The organism is Candidatus Hartigia pinicola, from assembly GCA_020541205.1.
GTDB lineage: Bacteria > Pseudomonadota > Gammaproteobacteria > Enterobacterales > Enterobacteriaceae > Hartigia > Hartigia pinicola.
Map to the genome: position 1 here is coordinate 52,031 of CP048208.1, position 17,456 is coordinate 69,486.

At 25.5% G+C, this 17,456-nt stretch carries 10 protein-coding genes; 6 read left to right on the forward strand and 4 right to left on the reverse strand.

Annotated features, from left to right (window positions below; all coding sequences use genetic code 11):
- Window positions 1-370 precede the first annotated feature (370 nt).
- The 3 genes from hemF to GFV14_RS00120 all read left to right on the forward strand — a co-directional run bounded on the left by hemF (window position 371) and on the right by GFV14_RS00120 (window position 8,337).
- Window positions 371-1,285, forward strand: coding sequence for an oxygen-dependent coproporphyrinogen oxidase (hemF, locus tag GFV14_RS00110; RefSeq protein ID WP_457914333.1), 915 nt, complete (start codon window positions 371-373; stop codon window positions 1,283-1,285).
- A 3,995-nt stretch (window positions 1,286-5,280) separates the two neighbouring features.
- Complete coding sequence (murI, locus tag GFV14_RS00115) at window positions 5,281-6,144, forward strand: glutamate racemase (RefSeq protein WP_457914334.1); 864 nt, start codon at window positions 5,281-5,283, stop codon at window positions 6,142-6,144.
- Between the two features lie 2,034 nt (window positions 6,145-8,178).
- Window positions 8,179-8,337, forward strand: coding sequence for a hypothetical protein (locus tag GFV14_RS00120; protein WP_457914335.1), 159 nt, complete (start codon window positions 8,179-8,181; stop codon window positions 8,335-8,337).
- A gap of 13 nt (window positions 8,338-8,350) precedes the next feature.
- On the opposite strand, the gene GFV14_RS00125 is transcribed toward GFV14_RS00120, so the two are convergent.
- The 3 genes from GFV14_RS00125 to ribB all read right to left on the reverse strand — a co-directional run bounded on the left by GFV14_RS00125 (window position 8,351) and on the right by ribB (window position 11,254).
- Window positions 8,351-8,509: an RseA family anti-sigma factor gene (locus GFV14_RS00125; protein WP_457914336.1), complete on the reverse strand. Its 159-nt coding sequence runs from the start codon at window positions 8,507-8,509 to the stop codon at window positions 8,351-8,353.
- 208 nt (window positions 8,510-8,717) lie between these two features.
- Window positions 8,718-9,290 (reverse strand): RNA polymerase sigma factor RpoE, encoded by a 573-nt coding sequence (gene rpoE, locus GFV14_RS00130; RefSeq protein WP_457914337.1) that lies wholly within the window; start codon window positions 9,288-9,290, stop codon window positions 8,718-8,720.
- A 1,310-nt stretch (window positions 9,291-10,600) separates the two neighbouring features.
- Window positions 10,601-11,254: a 3,4-dihydroxy-2-butanone-4-phosphate synthase gene (ribB, locus tag GFV14_RS00135; protein WP_457914338.1), complete on the reverse strand. Its 654-nt coding sequence runs from the start codon at window positions 11,252-11,254 to the stop codon at window positions 10,601-10,603.
- Window positions 11,255-12,935: 1,681 nt separating this feature from the next.
- On the opposite strand from ribB, the gene rfaD reads away from it, so the two are divergent.
- Genes rfaD through rfaC form a run of 3 tightly spaced genes read left to right on the forward strand, consistent with a single transcriptional unit; the run spans window position 12,936 to window position 15,902 of the window.
- On the forward strand, window positions 12,936-13,874 hold the full coding sequence (gene rfaD / locus GFV14_RS00140; protein ID WP_457914339.1) for an ADP-glyceromanno-heptose 6-epimerase: 939 nt from the start codon (window positions 12,936-12,938) through the stop codon (window positions 13,872-13,874).
- A gap of 10 nt (window positions 13,875-13,884) precedes the next feature.
- Window positions 13,885-14,931, forward strand: a complete 1,047-nt coding sequence (gene rfaF / locus GFV14_RS00145) for an ADP-heptose--LPS heptosyltransferase RfaF (RefSeq protein ID WP_457914340.1) — start codon at window positions 13,885-13,887, stop codon at window positions 14,929-14,931.
- Window positions 14,931-15,902, forward strand: coding sequence for a lipopolysaccharide heptosyltransferase RfaC (gene rfaC / locus GFV14_RS00150; RefSeq protein ID WP_457914341.1), 972 nt, complete (start codon window positions 14,931-14,933; stop codon window positions 15,900-15,902). The genes rfaF and rfaC overlap by 1 nt, the downstream gene beginning before the upstream one ends.
- Window positions 15,903-15,940: 38 nt before the next feature.
- Here rfaC and GFV14_RS00155 read toward each other — a convergent pair whose 3' ends face one another.
- A complete protein-coding gene (locus tag GFV14_RS00155) occupies window positions 15,941-17,401 on the reverse strand; it encodes a glycosyltransferase family 39 protein (protein WP_457914342.1) in 1,461 nt (486 codons plus the stop codon).
- Between the last annotated feature and the right edge of the window lie 55 nt (window positions 17,402-17,456).

Below are 17,456 nucleotides of genomic sequence, written 5' to 3' on the forward strand. Positions count from 1 at the left end.
AATACTTAATTAATTGATAATTAGAATATAAAAAGATATTATACCTTTTGGTGTTTTAGATATATGAATAACTATTTTTGAATATCATTACTCTTGTATTAATAAGAAAATATTTATGCAAAACTGAAGTTAATGTTAAATATAAATTAAAAATTTCTTTTAAACTCATTCAAATTACTACTCTTTTAGAGTACAAGCAGTGTTTTAAAAACATACTTTTCAAATGAAATATATAGTATACTAATAACGACTTTAGTTGAAATTATTTCAATATCGTTATATTTTAAATATAATTAATATTTAATATGATTTTTTTAGAGAAAAAAGTATACTTTAGTTCTTTTTTTACTAATTTCTCTTTTAGAAAACAATGAATCATTTAGATATATATCGTGTAAAAACATTTTTATTGAAATTACAAGAGACTATTTGTCAAAAAATTACTCACCTAGATGGTAAAAAAAAATTTCTTGAGAAAAGATGGGAGCATTCTACAGGTGGTGGGGGTCGTAGCTATATATTAAGTCAGGGTGCAATTTTTGAACAAGCAGGCGTAAATTTTTCGCATATCCAAGGCACTCAACTACCTAGTTCAGCAATAGATAATTGCCCTGAATTAAAAGATTGTTGTTATCAAGCAATGGGTGTTTCATTAGTTATTCACCCTCTTAACCCTTATATACCCACTACTCATGCTAATGTACGGTTTTTTGTTGCTAAGAAAAAAGATCAAAACTCTATTTGGTGGTTTGGCGGAGGTTTTGATTTGACTCCTTATTATGGTTTTGAAGAAGATGTTATTCATTGGCATACTGTCGCCCGTGATTTATGTGCACCTTATGGTTCAGATATTTATACTAAATATAAAAATTGGTGTGATGAATATTTTTTTTTAAAACACCGCAATGAACCACGTGGTGTGGGTGGGTTATTTTATGATTATTTAAATCAGCCTAACTTTGAGTATTGTTTTAATTTTACACAATCTGTTGGGAATGGTTTTTTAGAAGCTTACGTCCCGATCGTTTTAAAACGTAGAAAGTGTACATGGAGTAAAAAAAAGCGTCAATTTCAGCTTTATCGACGCGGTCGATATGTTGAATTTAATTTAGTGTGGGATAGAGGAACTTTATTTGGGTTGCAAAGTGGTGGAAGAACAGAGTCTATTTTGATATCAATGCCACCATTAGTTCGATGGGAGCATGATTATCATCCCAAACCAGGCACTGAAGAAGCTAAACTATACACTAATTTTCTTATAAGTAAAAAAGATTGGCTTAAATAAATGTTTACTATGAGTACACAGTAATGTTAATATATAAATAAAAGATTGAAATGATCAACTATTCATTATATTAAAATCTTTTTGATTAGATCGGATATTAAGAAAAAGAATAATATTCTATTATACTTTTATGTATAAACTGATGATTTGTAATTTCATGAGTGATATTTATATATTTTATATATAAAAAGTATTATTAAAAATATTTTTGTTATTGCTTTAAAGTAATACTCATTTTATTTATTTTTAATAATTTTATAAGATTTTTAGAATGATAAAATATTTTAAGAGTTTATTTTTACTTTGTAAAATTGTAATTATGTTTTAATTTTATAAAAATCAAAGAATTAAAATTCTGAGGTCCATTAATTGATATTTAAAAATAAACTATAAGAAAAAAGTTCATCTTATTTAGATGAGATGAAAATGTATTTTTTTGTGCACTAAATATTATTAATATTTAACATAATTTACACATGAAACTTTTTCACTTATTATTAAGTTTATTTGAGTATAATGCTCATTAAACTTGAAAAGATTATTATACTTGATAAGTACAATAATCTTTTCGTATATTGTTTAAGCAATATCAAAAAACAAATTCATTCTAACTATTTTTTAAACTTATATTACAAAAATATTTTATATATTAGCAATAACACTTTCCATATGCTCATTTTTCAATGAGAATATTTATTGTATTTTAAAATTATAGTAAACTCTTATTCTGTAAGATTATTAAGGTAGTCTTATTTTATCGAATAATAACTTTATTGTTCGTAGGTTTTTTTAGTAAAAGTATGAATAGTAAAATTTAATTGTATGTTAATTTATAGATTAGTTTTAACTTTTTTTTAGTTATACGAATATGTAAAATCTACTAATATTTTTATTGATTATCTTGTTGTTTTTGAATAGAAAGTATCAGTTCTGTAGGTAAAATATATGTATTTTAAATAGGATATATTTATATTATCATGCATTTAGAAAAACTATATATAATATATATTTAATAAAGTAATATTTTGTTTTAATTGGATAGTTTTTATTAAATAAATTTAATTGTGATTAGTGTTGATTCTTTTAATTAGATAATGTATACAGTAGGATAATCTATTCTAGATAAAAATTTATTTATGAAGTAAATAATATATGTAAATAATTTCTGCAATAACAAATTTTATTAATAACTAGTTATCTTTAATATTTAATATTTTTAAAAATACTAAATATTATACAATATTAATTTTATCTATTGTTTAATAAAAATCTTATGATTATAAAATTATATATTTTAAAAATAAAAAATAAATATTTTATATTTTTTGTATTTTATTAAAATATCATTTATAAATAAAATGTTATAGTAACTGAATTTACTATAGTTATTTTACTATTTGATTTTTATGAATGTTTTATTATATAAAATTTATTTATATTATTTTTATAAAAATAAAATGTATATTCTTACTATTGAGAGATGTAAATAAAAATTATTTAACTTTGATTGATGATTAAATAATTATTCGAAAAAACTTTAAATATAACATCTCTAATTTTATTACTAAATAAGGTATTAAGAATTATAAATTATAGAAAAAACATATTAAGATGTATTTAAAGAATTTTTTTACTAAAAATTCAAGTATATTTATTTGATAGATATTAAATTTGATTAGAGAGACAAAATATAACTATTATTTTATTATATAGTAGTGAGTACTCTATTATGATAGATGGAAAATAACAAAAAGAAAGTACACTGAAATAAAAAAATATTAAAATTTTATTTAAAATTGTTGTCAAAGTCATAGTTTTATTTATTTTATTAAATGTCACAGTTTGAACTAGTGCTTATTTATTAAAACATATTTGAATTAATTATGCACTCATTTCATAAAAGATAAAATTAATCAGAAAAAATAAATGTAAAATATTATGAGCATTTTTTTTCTGTATATGTTTTTAAAAACATGTATCATTAAAGTATTTTCTTAGAATTTTATGGTGAAAATATAAGTATAATTTGTAAAAAAATATTATACTAGTAAAATTCTAGACGTAAAAACACTGATGTTTTTATTTTATACAAGTTATAATCATCATATTCATATTATAGTGAAATCATCTTCAATACTTTTATCATATATACAACATTAAAAATTATGTAAATTAGAAAATGAAAATAGCACAATGTAATAAATTTTATACTTTTATATGATCGTTATATCTGTAACATTGTTTATTATATATTAAATTAGAAAAATACCTCTAACGTAAAGGTAACATTATGGCATCAAAATATTAGCTTGCAGTTTAGAAGTCTAAGATATAACATTATGATCTTACATAAAAGTACTTGATAGGTTTTAAAATGTAAGTTAATAAGATTAATTAAAGCTATTTTGATTGCTCTTATGCATGTTGATAATAGTAATATGTACTTTTGGTAATCACACAAAAGTGTAATATAAGTTGTGTTTTAAGATGCTGCATCTTCTTCATCAACATGAAGAGTTTTATTTCCAGCACTAAAATAATAGTAATTACTCATGTCATCTGAAATTTCATAAAATGGCATGGAATATAATTTTCTTATTTAAGATAATCGAACTAGTTCAGCAATGCAATGTTACATTTCCAGAACTACTGCGAAATAAAATTTTATAGATGTCCTGGAATGTTTACATAGTGATAATCTAAAAGCATTAGGGTCATTACTAATAAATTCCATAAAAGTTAATATTAATGTTCGGATTACACTATCACCTTTCACAGTAATACGTTATTCTCTTGAAGAATAAGTTGGTGTAATGTGAAACTATTTTCATGCACCATTTATATCCTACTTTATCAACATATGTGAAATAGTGATAAAAGTAATTAGAGCAATACTTGATTTTAGTTTAACTGCACTAAAATCAAGACTAGTAAAACTATTTTCTGCACTGAATTGGCTATATGTGATTTCAGATTTCAAGAAATGAACTATGAGTTTTTATTTTTCTATGATTGAACACTAATAATATTGTTTACAGTAATCTTGATCTTAATTTCATGAAACAAGCATTAATTACAGTAAAATTTTGATTATATATTTGATAGTTACATAACTTACAGTATTAATAAAACATTAAAATAAAAACGTTAAAGAAGTTACTAATTCTAGACTATATAAAACTAATTCGATTATTACAGGTAAAAATTATTAATTGAAATAATTATACTTTTACAGAGTTTGATTAAATTATTGTGCAATGCATTGATATTATCAACGTTGTTTTTTTAAAAAGGTTTTTCTAAAAAGATATTTTATCTTGGTTTATAAAAATAAATAATTAACTTTATTATTTCGGGGTTATTATAAGAGAATAAATATGTTGTTAGGAGTATACAAGACGATGTAATTAATATTTTGTTGACATCTGAGATGTTTATTTATAACATTTGTAACAATCTACTTATTTCAGCGTCTCTTAAATAATAAATATAATATCGATATTATTTTATAATTATTCATGTGAAAAGATTAAATATATAATAGAGTTATCAAAAGAATTATGTTAACAAAAAGTTGTACTAGATGTAAATTACATTGCAGCAGCTGATAAATATTTGCGTTATAAAATTTTAGTAAGAATTCACAACATATACACAATAAAATTTTTGGCATGTTAAACACATGCAGATTATAGTGATAAAAAATCCAATATTTTACAATAATCTGTATTATACATTTTTATTCAATCATTAAGATGTCGCCATATAATAAGCTTAATATTTTTAATTTGAAAGTAAATATATTGGTTTGTTAAAGGTAAGTGATTGAATTGAAAATAAGTTATCTAATATAAAAACGATAAAATATCGAAGTTTTTGTTGCAGTTTGTGCATTTACTATTAATTTTCTTATTTTTTATAAAAAAATACTGAATACATTCTAATAATTTATGTTAAAATTCCTAACATTTTGACAAATGTTCAAGAGATTATCTATGGACATTATTCCGCTGGAAGAAAGTATTATTTTTCAAGAATCTATAAATTTTCACAATAACTTATCTAATCACCCAACTATTTTAATTTTAGACTCTGGAGTAGGTGGTTTGTCGATTTATCGTGAATGTAAAAAAATTGCTTTAAATGCGCAGTATATCTATACATTTGATAATGAAGCTTTTCCTTATGGTGAAAAAAGCGAAGAATTTATCACTAAAAGAGTTTATAAAATAGTGGATGCAATAAAAAAAAGACATTCATTAACTATTGCGGTGATTGCCTGCAATACAGCAAGCGCAGGTAGTTTATCTATTTTGCGTTCTCATTTTAATTTTCCTATTGTTGGTATTGTTCCTGTAATTCAGTCTGCTATAAAATTAACAAAAAATGGAGTGGTAGGACTATTAGCAACAAAAGCGACAGTGAATCGTAAGTATACTAATGAACTAATTAAACGTTTTTCTATGAATTGCAAAATTCTTTCACTAGGTTCTTCTGACCTCGTGCAACTAGCAGAAAGAAAACTTTATGGTGAAACAATATCGCTAAGGGAGATAGCTCAAGCAGTAAAATCTTGGCTTAAAATGCTAGAACCTCCTGATACAATTATCTTAGGTTGTACTCATTTCCCTCTATTAATAGAGGAGCTTAAAACAGTATTACCTCATAACACAAAGTTTGTTGATTCAGGTATGAAAACAGCAAAAAAAGTAATCAATTTAATTGACAATCAGAAAGATATAATCCTTACTAATAAAAAAAATTTTGCATATTGCCTAACAATGAAACAAAATATGCAAAATTTACATCCAGCACTCTCTGCTGAAGGATTTAGTTCTCTAAAAAAATTGACTATTTAATCTGAGTTGTTATATAAAAATAAAAAAACGATCAACTTACTAAAATATTATATTTATACAATATACATCCATTAACTTACAGTGAATGAATTAAGGATCAGTAACGGTGGTTAGGTATGACCTAATAAATTTACAAACATACATGAAGATATAAAAGAAATGTTAATTTTCTGCTAGAAGAGAAGTTGAGTTTTTTATTACAGCGTTAGTTGTAATCATTAATATAAAAACTTCTAATTGTTGCTAGTCGTTTTGTGATATAATTTATATTAATATTTATTACACATTAATAATTTAAAATTTTTAATAGTTTTTAATTTATTAATTAAAATAAATAAAGTAATTATTAATTCATTGTTGTTAAATACAATATTTGTAAAAATTAGAGAGATGGAATTAAATAAATAAAATCATGTTTAGAGAAAGATATAACATGTAAATGAATATTGAGTGGTAATAAGTAATACTTATTTCTCAAAAACGAAAATAAGAAATTTTTTTAATTAATTCTTATATATAAAAGATAATACATTTTTACTGCTATATATTTAAATTTGAGTTAAATATAATAATAATATATTTTCTTAAAAAATTCAGAAAGATTGTGATACACTGCTATTGCAAATTTTAGAAATAAAACTACTAAAATACTAGAATAAATTTTAATATTATTCATTATTAATCAATACAGTACATATTCGTGATGATCAGAGCATGCGAGTTTTTCATAATTGGTATGCAAAAGTTTTATAACATGCATATGTTATGAAATTTTATGATGTTGCGGTAAAGTCTAACATGAAAGATATGTCACAATGTATCTTTCATGTTAGATTTAATAAAATTTAAGTAAAAGGAAAAAGTTATAGATAAAGAAAAAATGATTTTACAGGTTAAAATGTAATAATTAATTTCCTATGAAAGTAATATACTCACAAATAGTAATCATTACAGTGAAATATTTGAGATGATGTGTATTGTAGGTTAATATATATTATGATATTTTTCAAACTCAAATTACTTTTATTTTTCAACTGCCCCTAAATAAATTAATTTTTCAATATGCGTTAATGACTAAGAAAATATATTATTAATATAGAAAATAATAAAAAATATTTAAATATCTGGCTTACTATTTTTAAAAATGTATCTATTATCTTTTTATTATGCAAAAAATATTAAATAAATTCTAATTAACGTTCAAAACTTTGACGTTTATTAAAATGAGATGAGCGTTTTTTGCAATAAGAATTATGAGTTTAAAATTAGTTGCGCTAAATGATAAAACTGTTTAAGTTTAAGGTTAACTTATCACTGATAGTGATGGACTAATTCTTTTATTAATATTAAATAAATTTGTAGTATTTTCTAAATCAAGATCATTAATGTACAATGAAAATATTAAAGTAGTGATTAAAATATTTCCTGTCGTTCTTTCATATTTACCAAGGTCTTTATTACCGTTTTGATATACATATATATGCAAACAGATGAATACTTGTGTATCATATTAAAATTATACTGCTTATGATACGTAAACATTGACTGTATATTATTAAAATTAAAAGTGTCACATTTAGATTGAAATCATTCAATCTAAATGTACGTGAATTTATATTAATTGTAGTTCATTTACATTATTTAAGAAACAGCTTGATGAGTAAATTATAATATATCAGAGACAAAATTAATATTAACCTTCCTAACATTACAGGATATGAGAGATTATATGCAGTATTGCTTTCCTTTAAAAGGAAAGTTTTATATTTTAGATTTTAAGTTTAATTAGATATATGTAACTTTTTAATTAGATAAGCGCAAAATAATCATTGTATTGATACTTATAACTTCAGTTTTTTTTGACACTCTAAATTTATTCTTTTCTTGGTATTGCAGATACAGCATTCAACGTTTTTTTTATTTCATCTTGATGAAAGAATCACATTAACAAACTAGTTGTATTGTTCAATTTTTTCCTCTACTTATTATTGTAACAATCTGTCTATTAGAAAAATTTACACTTAAGGCGAAGGAGTGTCAGAGATAGTCATGTGGAATATATTCTCGTTAATTTTAGATTTAATGACATTACTTTTATTCTACTATTTTACTTCAAGCATTACCGCTAAACACATAGATACAACAGCAATAATTTTTATTCTTTATCTGGATGATGGATGTATTTTATGTTAAAAAATGCAAGTTTTTATTTTATCACTTTAAGTTGTGATTCCGAAATTACTCGAGGATAAATGATCATAAGTTCATTATCTATTGTCGTCAAAAATGCTTTTCTAATATTAAAATTAATAAAATTAGAAAGTTCATTGCGTAGAGTATCGCGTATAAGATGATACTTCTCCAAGAATTTTTTAACATTAAATGAAATATAATAAATTGCATCAATTTTACACCTAGAATTCCACCATTTATAATTGCAGAAAGTGCTCTTTTATATGTTTAAACATCTTCAGTTAATTAAATTATAATTATAATACATCTCACTGATGTAATTTGTAATTTCTTAATTTTGTATTTTCAATACACTTGAGAAATACAAACAACCATTAGTCCTACTGAATCAGTATTTGTACTTTATGATCTAGAGCCTCTCTAGCTCTAAAAATTCGAGAACGTACAGTGCCTATTGGGCAATCCATAATTTCCGCTATCTCTTCATAACTTAAACCATCAAATTCCCTAAGTTTTATCGTTTTTTTTAAATCATCAGGTAATGATTCTATGGTTCTAAAAACTACTTTTTTTAATTCTTCAGATAACATTAAGTTCTCTGGGTTCGAATTTTCTTTAAAAATATTTGCAGTGTCATAGTTTTCAGTATTACTAGTTTTCAGATTTGAGGAAGGTGGCTGCCTCTCTTGAGAGAGTAAATAATTTTTAGCGGTGTTAACAGTAATTCGGTATAGCCAAGTATAAAATGCACTCTCACCACGAAATGTTGAAATTGCACGATAAGTTTTGATGAAAGTTTCTTGAGCAACATCAGGTATATCCGATTGTGGTACATAACGAGCCAGCAAACTTGTAACTTTATGTTGGTACTTCATCACTAGTAAGTTAAATGCTTGCTGATCGCCATGTTGAATTTTCTCGACTAGTATCTTGTCTGTTAGTTGTTCGCTCATTCCGTGGAAAATCTCCCGAACTAAAGGCGTAAATTTTTTAGTGTGTGCATGTCTCGATTTTTAAAGAATACTTTACTGCGAGAAGTAAAGTATCTGCAGTTAAATTGAATAAATCCAACAGTAAAATTTTACAAAATATATTTACCTCCATTAACATTTTTTAAAGTGTAATGCATTATAAAAAATTTGGAAATTCTACTAAAATAGTATTATTTAGATTGATAGGTTATCATAAAATCTTTAACATATATCAAACATCATACAATTTTTTCTGTATAATATATTATAATATTATTAATAATAATATAATCCGCAATATTATAGAATGATTATGTTGAATATGTTTTCAGTGAAAGTGTTATTATTCATATAAAGATAAGTTGATTACATGTTGTTAAAGACAAATTATTTTAATTAATCAATCAATAATAAGTTTATTTTTTAATAGCAAGATAATACATTAAAAAAATTACAGAATCTTGTGTATTATCTTTTTCTTTATCAACGTATTATGTTAAAAAATTTAATAAACTGATTAATTGTGCTGTATTGGACAAGAATGAAAGACAAGAAAAATTGTCGGTAATAATGAGTAGGTAAAAAATGAATGTACCAATGTTCTTTTTTTGTTCTTATCTAGCAAGAAAAAGTCTATTATCATATTATCAATCTAGTGTTTCACTGATGATCGTATTTTATAATATAAGATCTTCATTGTAGTATTATTAATCTTATATTGAATTAATATTATTTAAGTTATTTATTTGATCCTTAATATTCATCTTATGAAAAATAAATTGCAAGAGGTGAAGGTGTTAATTTAAAATAATATAATGATAATTGTATTACAATAATACACTAAAGAACTTTTAAGCTATTACTTAAAAATATTTCTTTACAGGTGATAAATCATAAAAATTATTCTTTAGATCTTGATAGATTTTATTTGATATAAGTGACGATCTTAAGGTTTTCGAGTGATATAAGTATTATTTAGTCATTTTAAGAATACCAGCGTTTAACCTTATTGACAGGGATAAGTAATTCAATTCTTAAGTATGCAGTGTTAATATAGTATGAATTTTCTATTGTATAAATACTAAATATTTACTCATATATTTTATCTTAACGTTATTTATGAAAAAATTATTGATATAATAAATTTTTAAAATATATAGAGAAATTTATTATCTATCACAATAAACGACAAAGTATTTGAAATTTAATTCAATGTATATTAATTTAAAATATGAACTATAATTAGATGCTATTTTAAAGAAATTTCAGTATCACATATATATTTATTAATTTCATTTGCTTTCTTTTTTATTTTTTTGACGAAAATAAATTAAATCTGCAATAGTTATAACAGTAAAATTATGTGTTTTTGCAAAATTAATAACCTCTGGCGCACGTGCCATCGTACCATCATCATTAGTTAATTCACACAACACTCCGGCTGGTTTAAAACCAGATAGTAAAGCTAAGTCAATACTCGCTTCAGTATGTCCTCGACGAGTTAAGACACCACCCTCTCGCCCACATAGAGGAAATACGTGTCCTGGGTGATGCATATCGGTAGGAACAGCATTGTCAGCAATCGCTGCACGAATAGTGGTGATACGATCTTCTGCAGATACACCCGTTGTAACTCCTTTAGCTGCTTCAATTGTTACAGTAAATGCAGTTTGGTTGTGGCTGGTATTTTTTTTAACCATCATAGGTAATGCAAGCTTCTTCCGAAGATCTTCAGTAATGCATAAACATACAATACCGCTAGTATAACGAATAGTCATTGCCATTTGTTTACTTGTCATTGTTTCAGCTACAAAAATAAGATCACCTTCATTTTCGCGATCCTCATCATCAATAACTAATACACCTTGACCTTGGCGTATAGTTTCAATAGCCTTTTCAACTCGTTCAATTGGACTACCGAATTCAGAAAGTAGCGTTTGATTCATGGAAAAACCTCTTAAGTTATAATTTATTAGTTACCAGAATCAGGCAGTGTTAGAAGTTAAGAAATGTTAACACAAAAACAACTAAAATATATTTTACAAATTCTATCATACATCGAAAATAATTAAGGCAACTACTATATAGAGTAAAGCTATTTCTGTTGATTCCTATAAATAAATTATGACATATAGATAACACCTTGTGTAGGTTAATAAAATCATCATAGATTTATATAGTTTGACATAATTTTTTAGTTAGCAATAGTAAATACGTTAATTCATTAATATAAATGTTTTTATTTAATTATATTTGAATGATAATTTTTACTTCTATATTTAGAGCTGAAGTTCTGATTTTTATTATTTTCAATAAATTACGAAACCTGTGGTTGACACACATATATATCCGTTATATTTTGAATATTATTGTTAGCCAGGAGATAAACTCAGCTCTAAAACATAAGTAATATAGCACTACATATGGTGATAAGCAATTTTCAAAACCAAAAAAATTCAAAGATTGATATTTTTTAAAAATTACTTTTAAAAAATATTAGCAATGAACTTTTAAAATTATATTTACTATATTTCTACACAAACATAAGACCAGAAATATTAGATAGATAGTTTAAATATTGGTATGTATATATCCTTGTATCGTTTATTTTGAGAAAATTACGCATAAAATTTTAAAAATAAGTACACGAATGTTTGAATGAAAATTCAAACTATTGTAGTGACGGTGTATGTTAATTACATAAAGAGTTTATCAATTTAGATAATACCCTGTTCATACAGATCAATATTTTTATAATATTTTAATATTTATTATTACATAACATGATAAGGTACTTACAGAAGATAAAATAATAAATTTATTAATTATTATCATTTATTTAAATTAATCTGATAAATATATGAATATATTATCAGCTAGAAATTATATTTTATCAAACAATAAAATATTTATCGTAATTAAGATATAATTAATACCTTTTAGGTTGAAGTATATTTAAGATCAATATGATTTATGTATTGTATATTTTAACATAATTTAATCAATGATTAATGCAATTCAAAACATGATCATTTATTATATCTTTATAGAAGAGTATAATTAAACAATTTGAGATTATTCTTAAAAATCAAAAAAAATATAGATTACTGTCTTTTATATACAAAATCAGTTAATCTTTCTAAGTAAATGATAGTCATCTTGCGTACTCAAATAAAATATATAAAATCAATATAAATCGAAATTATGAATGTTTTCTATTCTTATTAAATTATGAAGAATAACATAATACTTCTCACAAAATCATCATTAATTAACTGTCATAACCTCTATATTTCAATCTCTATTACGATGAAATCATTTTGATAGTTGCAGCAACTCTAAAAAATTTTTTTTATTAATTTTTTATATATCTGGTAATAAAATTATTTTTAAATAATATATATTGTAATATAATGACTTTAATTATTGTATAGTGAGAAACTAATATTATTTAGTAATATAATATACATAAGTTAAGTTTATGTTTAAGATTATGCTTATTATTCTTTTTAAAATTAATTAATAGAATATTATAACTGTTCATTATATATCATTCAACTCTAAAAATATTATTTATAATATAAATTTATGTTGGTGTTACTCTAAATTTATTTTGAGGTATAATCAATGATTATTGTTACTGGAGGAGCTGGTTTTATTGGTAGTAATATCATCAAAACACTGAATGATATAGGCCGCACAGATATTCTTGTTGTAGATAATCTGAAAGATGGTACTAAATATGTCAATGTTGTTGATCTTGATATTCTAGATTATATTGATAAAGAAGAATTTATTGTCAGAATTATAGCCGGTAGTAATTTTGGTAACATTGATGCTTTATTCCATCAAGGTGCTTGTTCATCTACTATAAATTGGGATGGTAAATATATAATGGATAATAATTATCAATATTCAAAAAAATTATTACATTTTTGTTTAGAACATCAAATTCCTTTTCTTTATGCTTCTTCGGCATCCATCTATGGTATTCGTAACAATAATTTTATTGAAGAACGTGAATTTGAGAAACCATTAAATATTTATAGTTACTCTAAATTTCAATTTGACCAATATGTTCGTAATATTTTACCAAAAACTAATACACAAGTGTGTGGTTTTCGTTATTTTAATGTATACGGACCTCGTGAAAATCATAAAGGTATAATGGCAAGTGTCGCGTATAATATGAACGCACAAATTAATAAAGAAAAAAAACCACAGCTTTTTAAAGGTAGCGAAAATTTTTATCGTGATTTTATTTATATTAGTGATGTTTCTGCTGTTAATTTATGGTTTTGGAAAAAGAGTGTATCTGGTATCTTTAACTGCGGGACAGGTCGATCAGAATCTTTCCAATCCGTAGCGAATGCAGTTGTGAAATTTCATAGTGATAAGAATATATCAGTTAAATATATACCATTTCCAGAAAAACTGAAAAAACATTATCAAACCTTTACGCAAGCAGATATAACAAAATTACGCTCTGTTGGATATCAAGCATCTTTTAAAACAATTTCTGAAGGTATTTCTGAATATATGGAATACCTGAATAAAAAAATGTAATCTAGTATTTATGAAAATATTAGTAATTGGTCCTTCTTGGATAGGTGATATGGTGATGTCACAGAGTCTTTATCGCACATTAAAGACGCAATATTCTGATGTACAAATTGATGTAGTAGCACCACAGTGGTGTTATCCTTTATTGGCAAAAATGCCAGAGGTGAATACTGCGATATTAATGCCATTAGTCCATGGAAAATTTTCCATATCTGAACGTCGAAAAATCGGTATTAGTTTACGTAAAAAAGAGTATAATCAAGCTATAGTTTTACCTAATTCATTTAAATCTGCTTTAGTACCTTTTTTTACTAAGATACAAAAAAGAACAGGGTGGGTTGGTGAAATGCGTTACGGGTTACTCAATGATATTCGTACTTTAGATAAAAATAAATTTCCATTAATGGTTCAGCGTTATGTTGCATTAGCTTATGATAAACATAAAATCTCTTATGCAACTGATATTGCAACGCCTATTCTCTGGCCTAAATTAGTGATTGACAAAAGAGATGTTCTTAAAACTATAAATTTTTTTAATATTAATACGTTACGTCCTATTATCGGTTTTTTTCCAGGTTCTGAATTTGGTCCAGCCAAACGTTGGCCACATTACCACTATGCAGCTATTGCAGAAAAACTAATTAACGAAAAAGGCTATTCAATTTTATTATTTAGCTCGATAAAAGATTATGATGCAGGTAAAAATATTTATCAAAGTTTAACAGAAAATTCAAGAAGGTATTGTATTAATCTTTCAGGGAAAACATCATTAGAACAAGCTATGAATTTAATATCTCATTGTCAAGCTGGAGTCAGTAATGACTCAGGGCTGATGCATATCGCTGCTGCATTAGATAAACCAATTATTGTATTATATGGGCAAAGCAGCCCTTCTTTTACTCCACCTTTATCAGATAAGTCAGAGGTGATTCGCTTAATCAGTGGTTATCATAAGATTCGTAAAGGACATAGTGAAAATGGGTATCATCAAAGTTTAATCGATATTCAACCTCAATTAGTGATGGATGCATTAACTCGTTTACAAATAGGTATTAATTAATGCGTGTATTATTAGTGAAAACATCATCTATGGGTGATGTTATTCACTCTTTGCCTGCATTAACAGATGCTCAAAAAGCATTACCTGGGATTCAGTTTGATTGGGTCGTAGAGGAAAAGTTTTCTCAAATTCCAACTTGGCATAGTGCAGTTAATCAAGTAATTCCTGTAGCTATACGTCGATGGCGAAAGCATTGGTTTACTATACCGATTCGAGCGGAACGATCTGCATTTCGTCAACAACTTAAGGTAAAACAGTATGACGCTATCATTGATGCACAAGGTTTGCTAAAAAGTGCTTTTTTAGTAACTCGACTAACTAATGGTCCTAAGCATGGTTACAATCACCATACTATTCGTGAACCTATTTCCCAACTTTTTTACGATCATTGTTATCATATTTGTAAGCAACAGCACGCGATTGAGCGTATCCGTCAATTGTTTTCTAGTAGTTTGAATTATTCTTATTTAAACCACCAAGTGGACTATGGAATTGCTCAAAATTTTTTGTATTCTTCTTCTAACCATCAGAATACTTATATACTTTTCTTGCATTCAACAACACGTAATGATAAACACTGGCCAGAAGAGTGTTGGCGTATTTTAATAAAATTATTAGCATCAAGTAGTTTAAAAATTAAGCTTCCTTGGGGAGAACAGTATGAATATCAAAGAGCTATACGACTTTCTGATGGTTTTAATTTTGTTGAGGTGTTACCTAAATTAACACTCGAAGAAATAGCACAGCACATTATCCATGCTAAAGTTATTGTATCTGTTGATACTGGACTTAGTCAATTAACAGCAGCATTAAATAAAAATAACCTTACGCTCTTTGGTCCAACAAATCCAGACCTGATTGGTGGGTATGGACAAGGGCAGAACGGAATAAAGTCTGCCGATAACAGAATGGAATCTATCACTCCAAAACATGTGTTTCAACAGTTAAAGAAAATTATAAAAAATATTTAACGATAAAGTTGTTTTCTACCACAACTTAGTTTTTATTGTTAATTTGATGGTGCAATAAATCCAAAACACATGGTTTCTGGTTTTGCATTAGGTTCAGAACGATAAGTTACATTTTCTTTTTCTATTATGAACTGTGGCCAATATTTACGTACATTTTTAAAGTTTTCATGTAAGCAATCATTGTACTTATGTCCTAGCAATAGTGCTCCATACATTTTGATGTCTGTTTGCGTAATATAGCGATTATATACATTAGGTGGAAGATCATTTTCTAACACCCAAGGTTGAATGACATCTGGTCGATCTTTAGCGTAAATAATAAACCATTGATGCAAATTATCTTCACCACCTACATATTTTAGTGGGGTATTATAACGATGATACCAGCGCCGCTCACCTTCAGCAATTAAAGTTTTTACACCAATAAATTTTTGTCCAGCACCATGAACATTCATGATTTGTATAATACAATAACCTGATAAAATAAGAATACTACAAATTATTAAACCTATTAATGATTTTTGTAATGGTTTTTTTGGAATGACTGTTAGAGAACCAATAAGTAATGGTGTGCATACCGGCATAAATGGCTGCAGCCATTCAGTAATACGAGCTCCTTTATGGAAAGAAAACCACGTATAAATTATAGAAAGTGGAAATAAAATTAAAAAGTTAGCCATGCGATTAGCAAGTGGTTTTGGCCAACCTAGCCTTCCACCATGGTAATATAAAATAATAATTGCAATAATTAAAGGATAGAAAACGCTTACTGCAGCCACGGTGGTATGAAAACTAAAACCGGGATTAATCTGTGAGTTCAGCCACTTAAAAGCAGAAAAATTACTAGATATTAACCAAAAAAAATTAGGTAATGTAATTAAAAACCATAATAGGATAGCTATATAAAAAATAGGGTAGCGATAACTTTGACGCACTTGTTTAATAAATAATGTTAATAAAAACACAGAACCTACGAGGGATAATGTAGAATACTTACCCATTGTTGCAAGTCCGGAACATAAAGAAAATAGTAGCCACCATGCCGGATTTTCATATATAGCTCGTAGAAAAAAATATATAGTCCAAGACCATAAAGTAACTAAAATATAATTATCATTATATGGGATACTATCGAAGTTAATAACACCAGATAAATGTAATATTAACATTGCAAACCAAGCTAAATCATAACGCTTACTTAAGTAATATGCCAATTTCCAAACGCCTAACAAGCCCAATGCAATACCAAAAAAATGGATAAAATACCAATATAAGCTATAAGATATTCTTAGATAAATAGCGGGCCACATAAGACATCCTACAAACCAAGGGTTTTTAGGTGACCCCCAGTCTTTATTTCTTCCCCAATTAACAGCTTCAATAGCATCATAAGGGACTGTTGGATCTAAGTAAAAACTTGCAATAATCCACGAAATTGCGTAACTAATTACCCATAAATAAATATAGTTTTTTAATTTTGATTGATTGACTTCTGTCATACTATTTTAAATAATTAAGTAAAATATTTATTATCTAATATAAATATTAATAAGA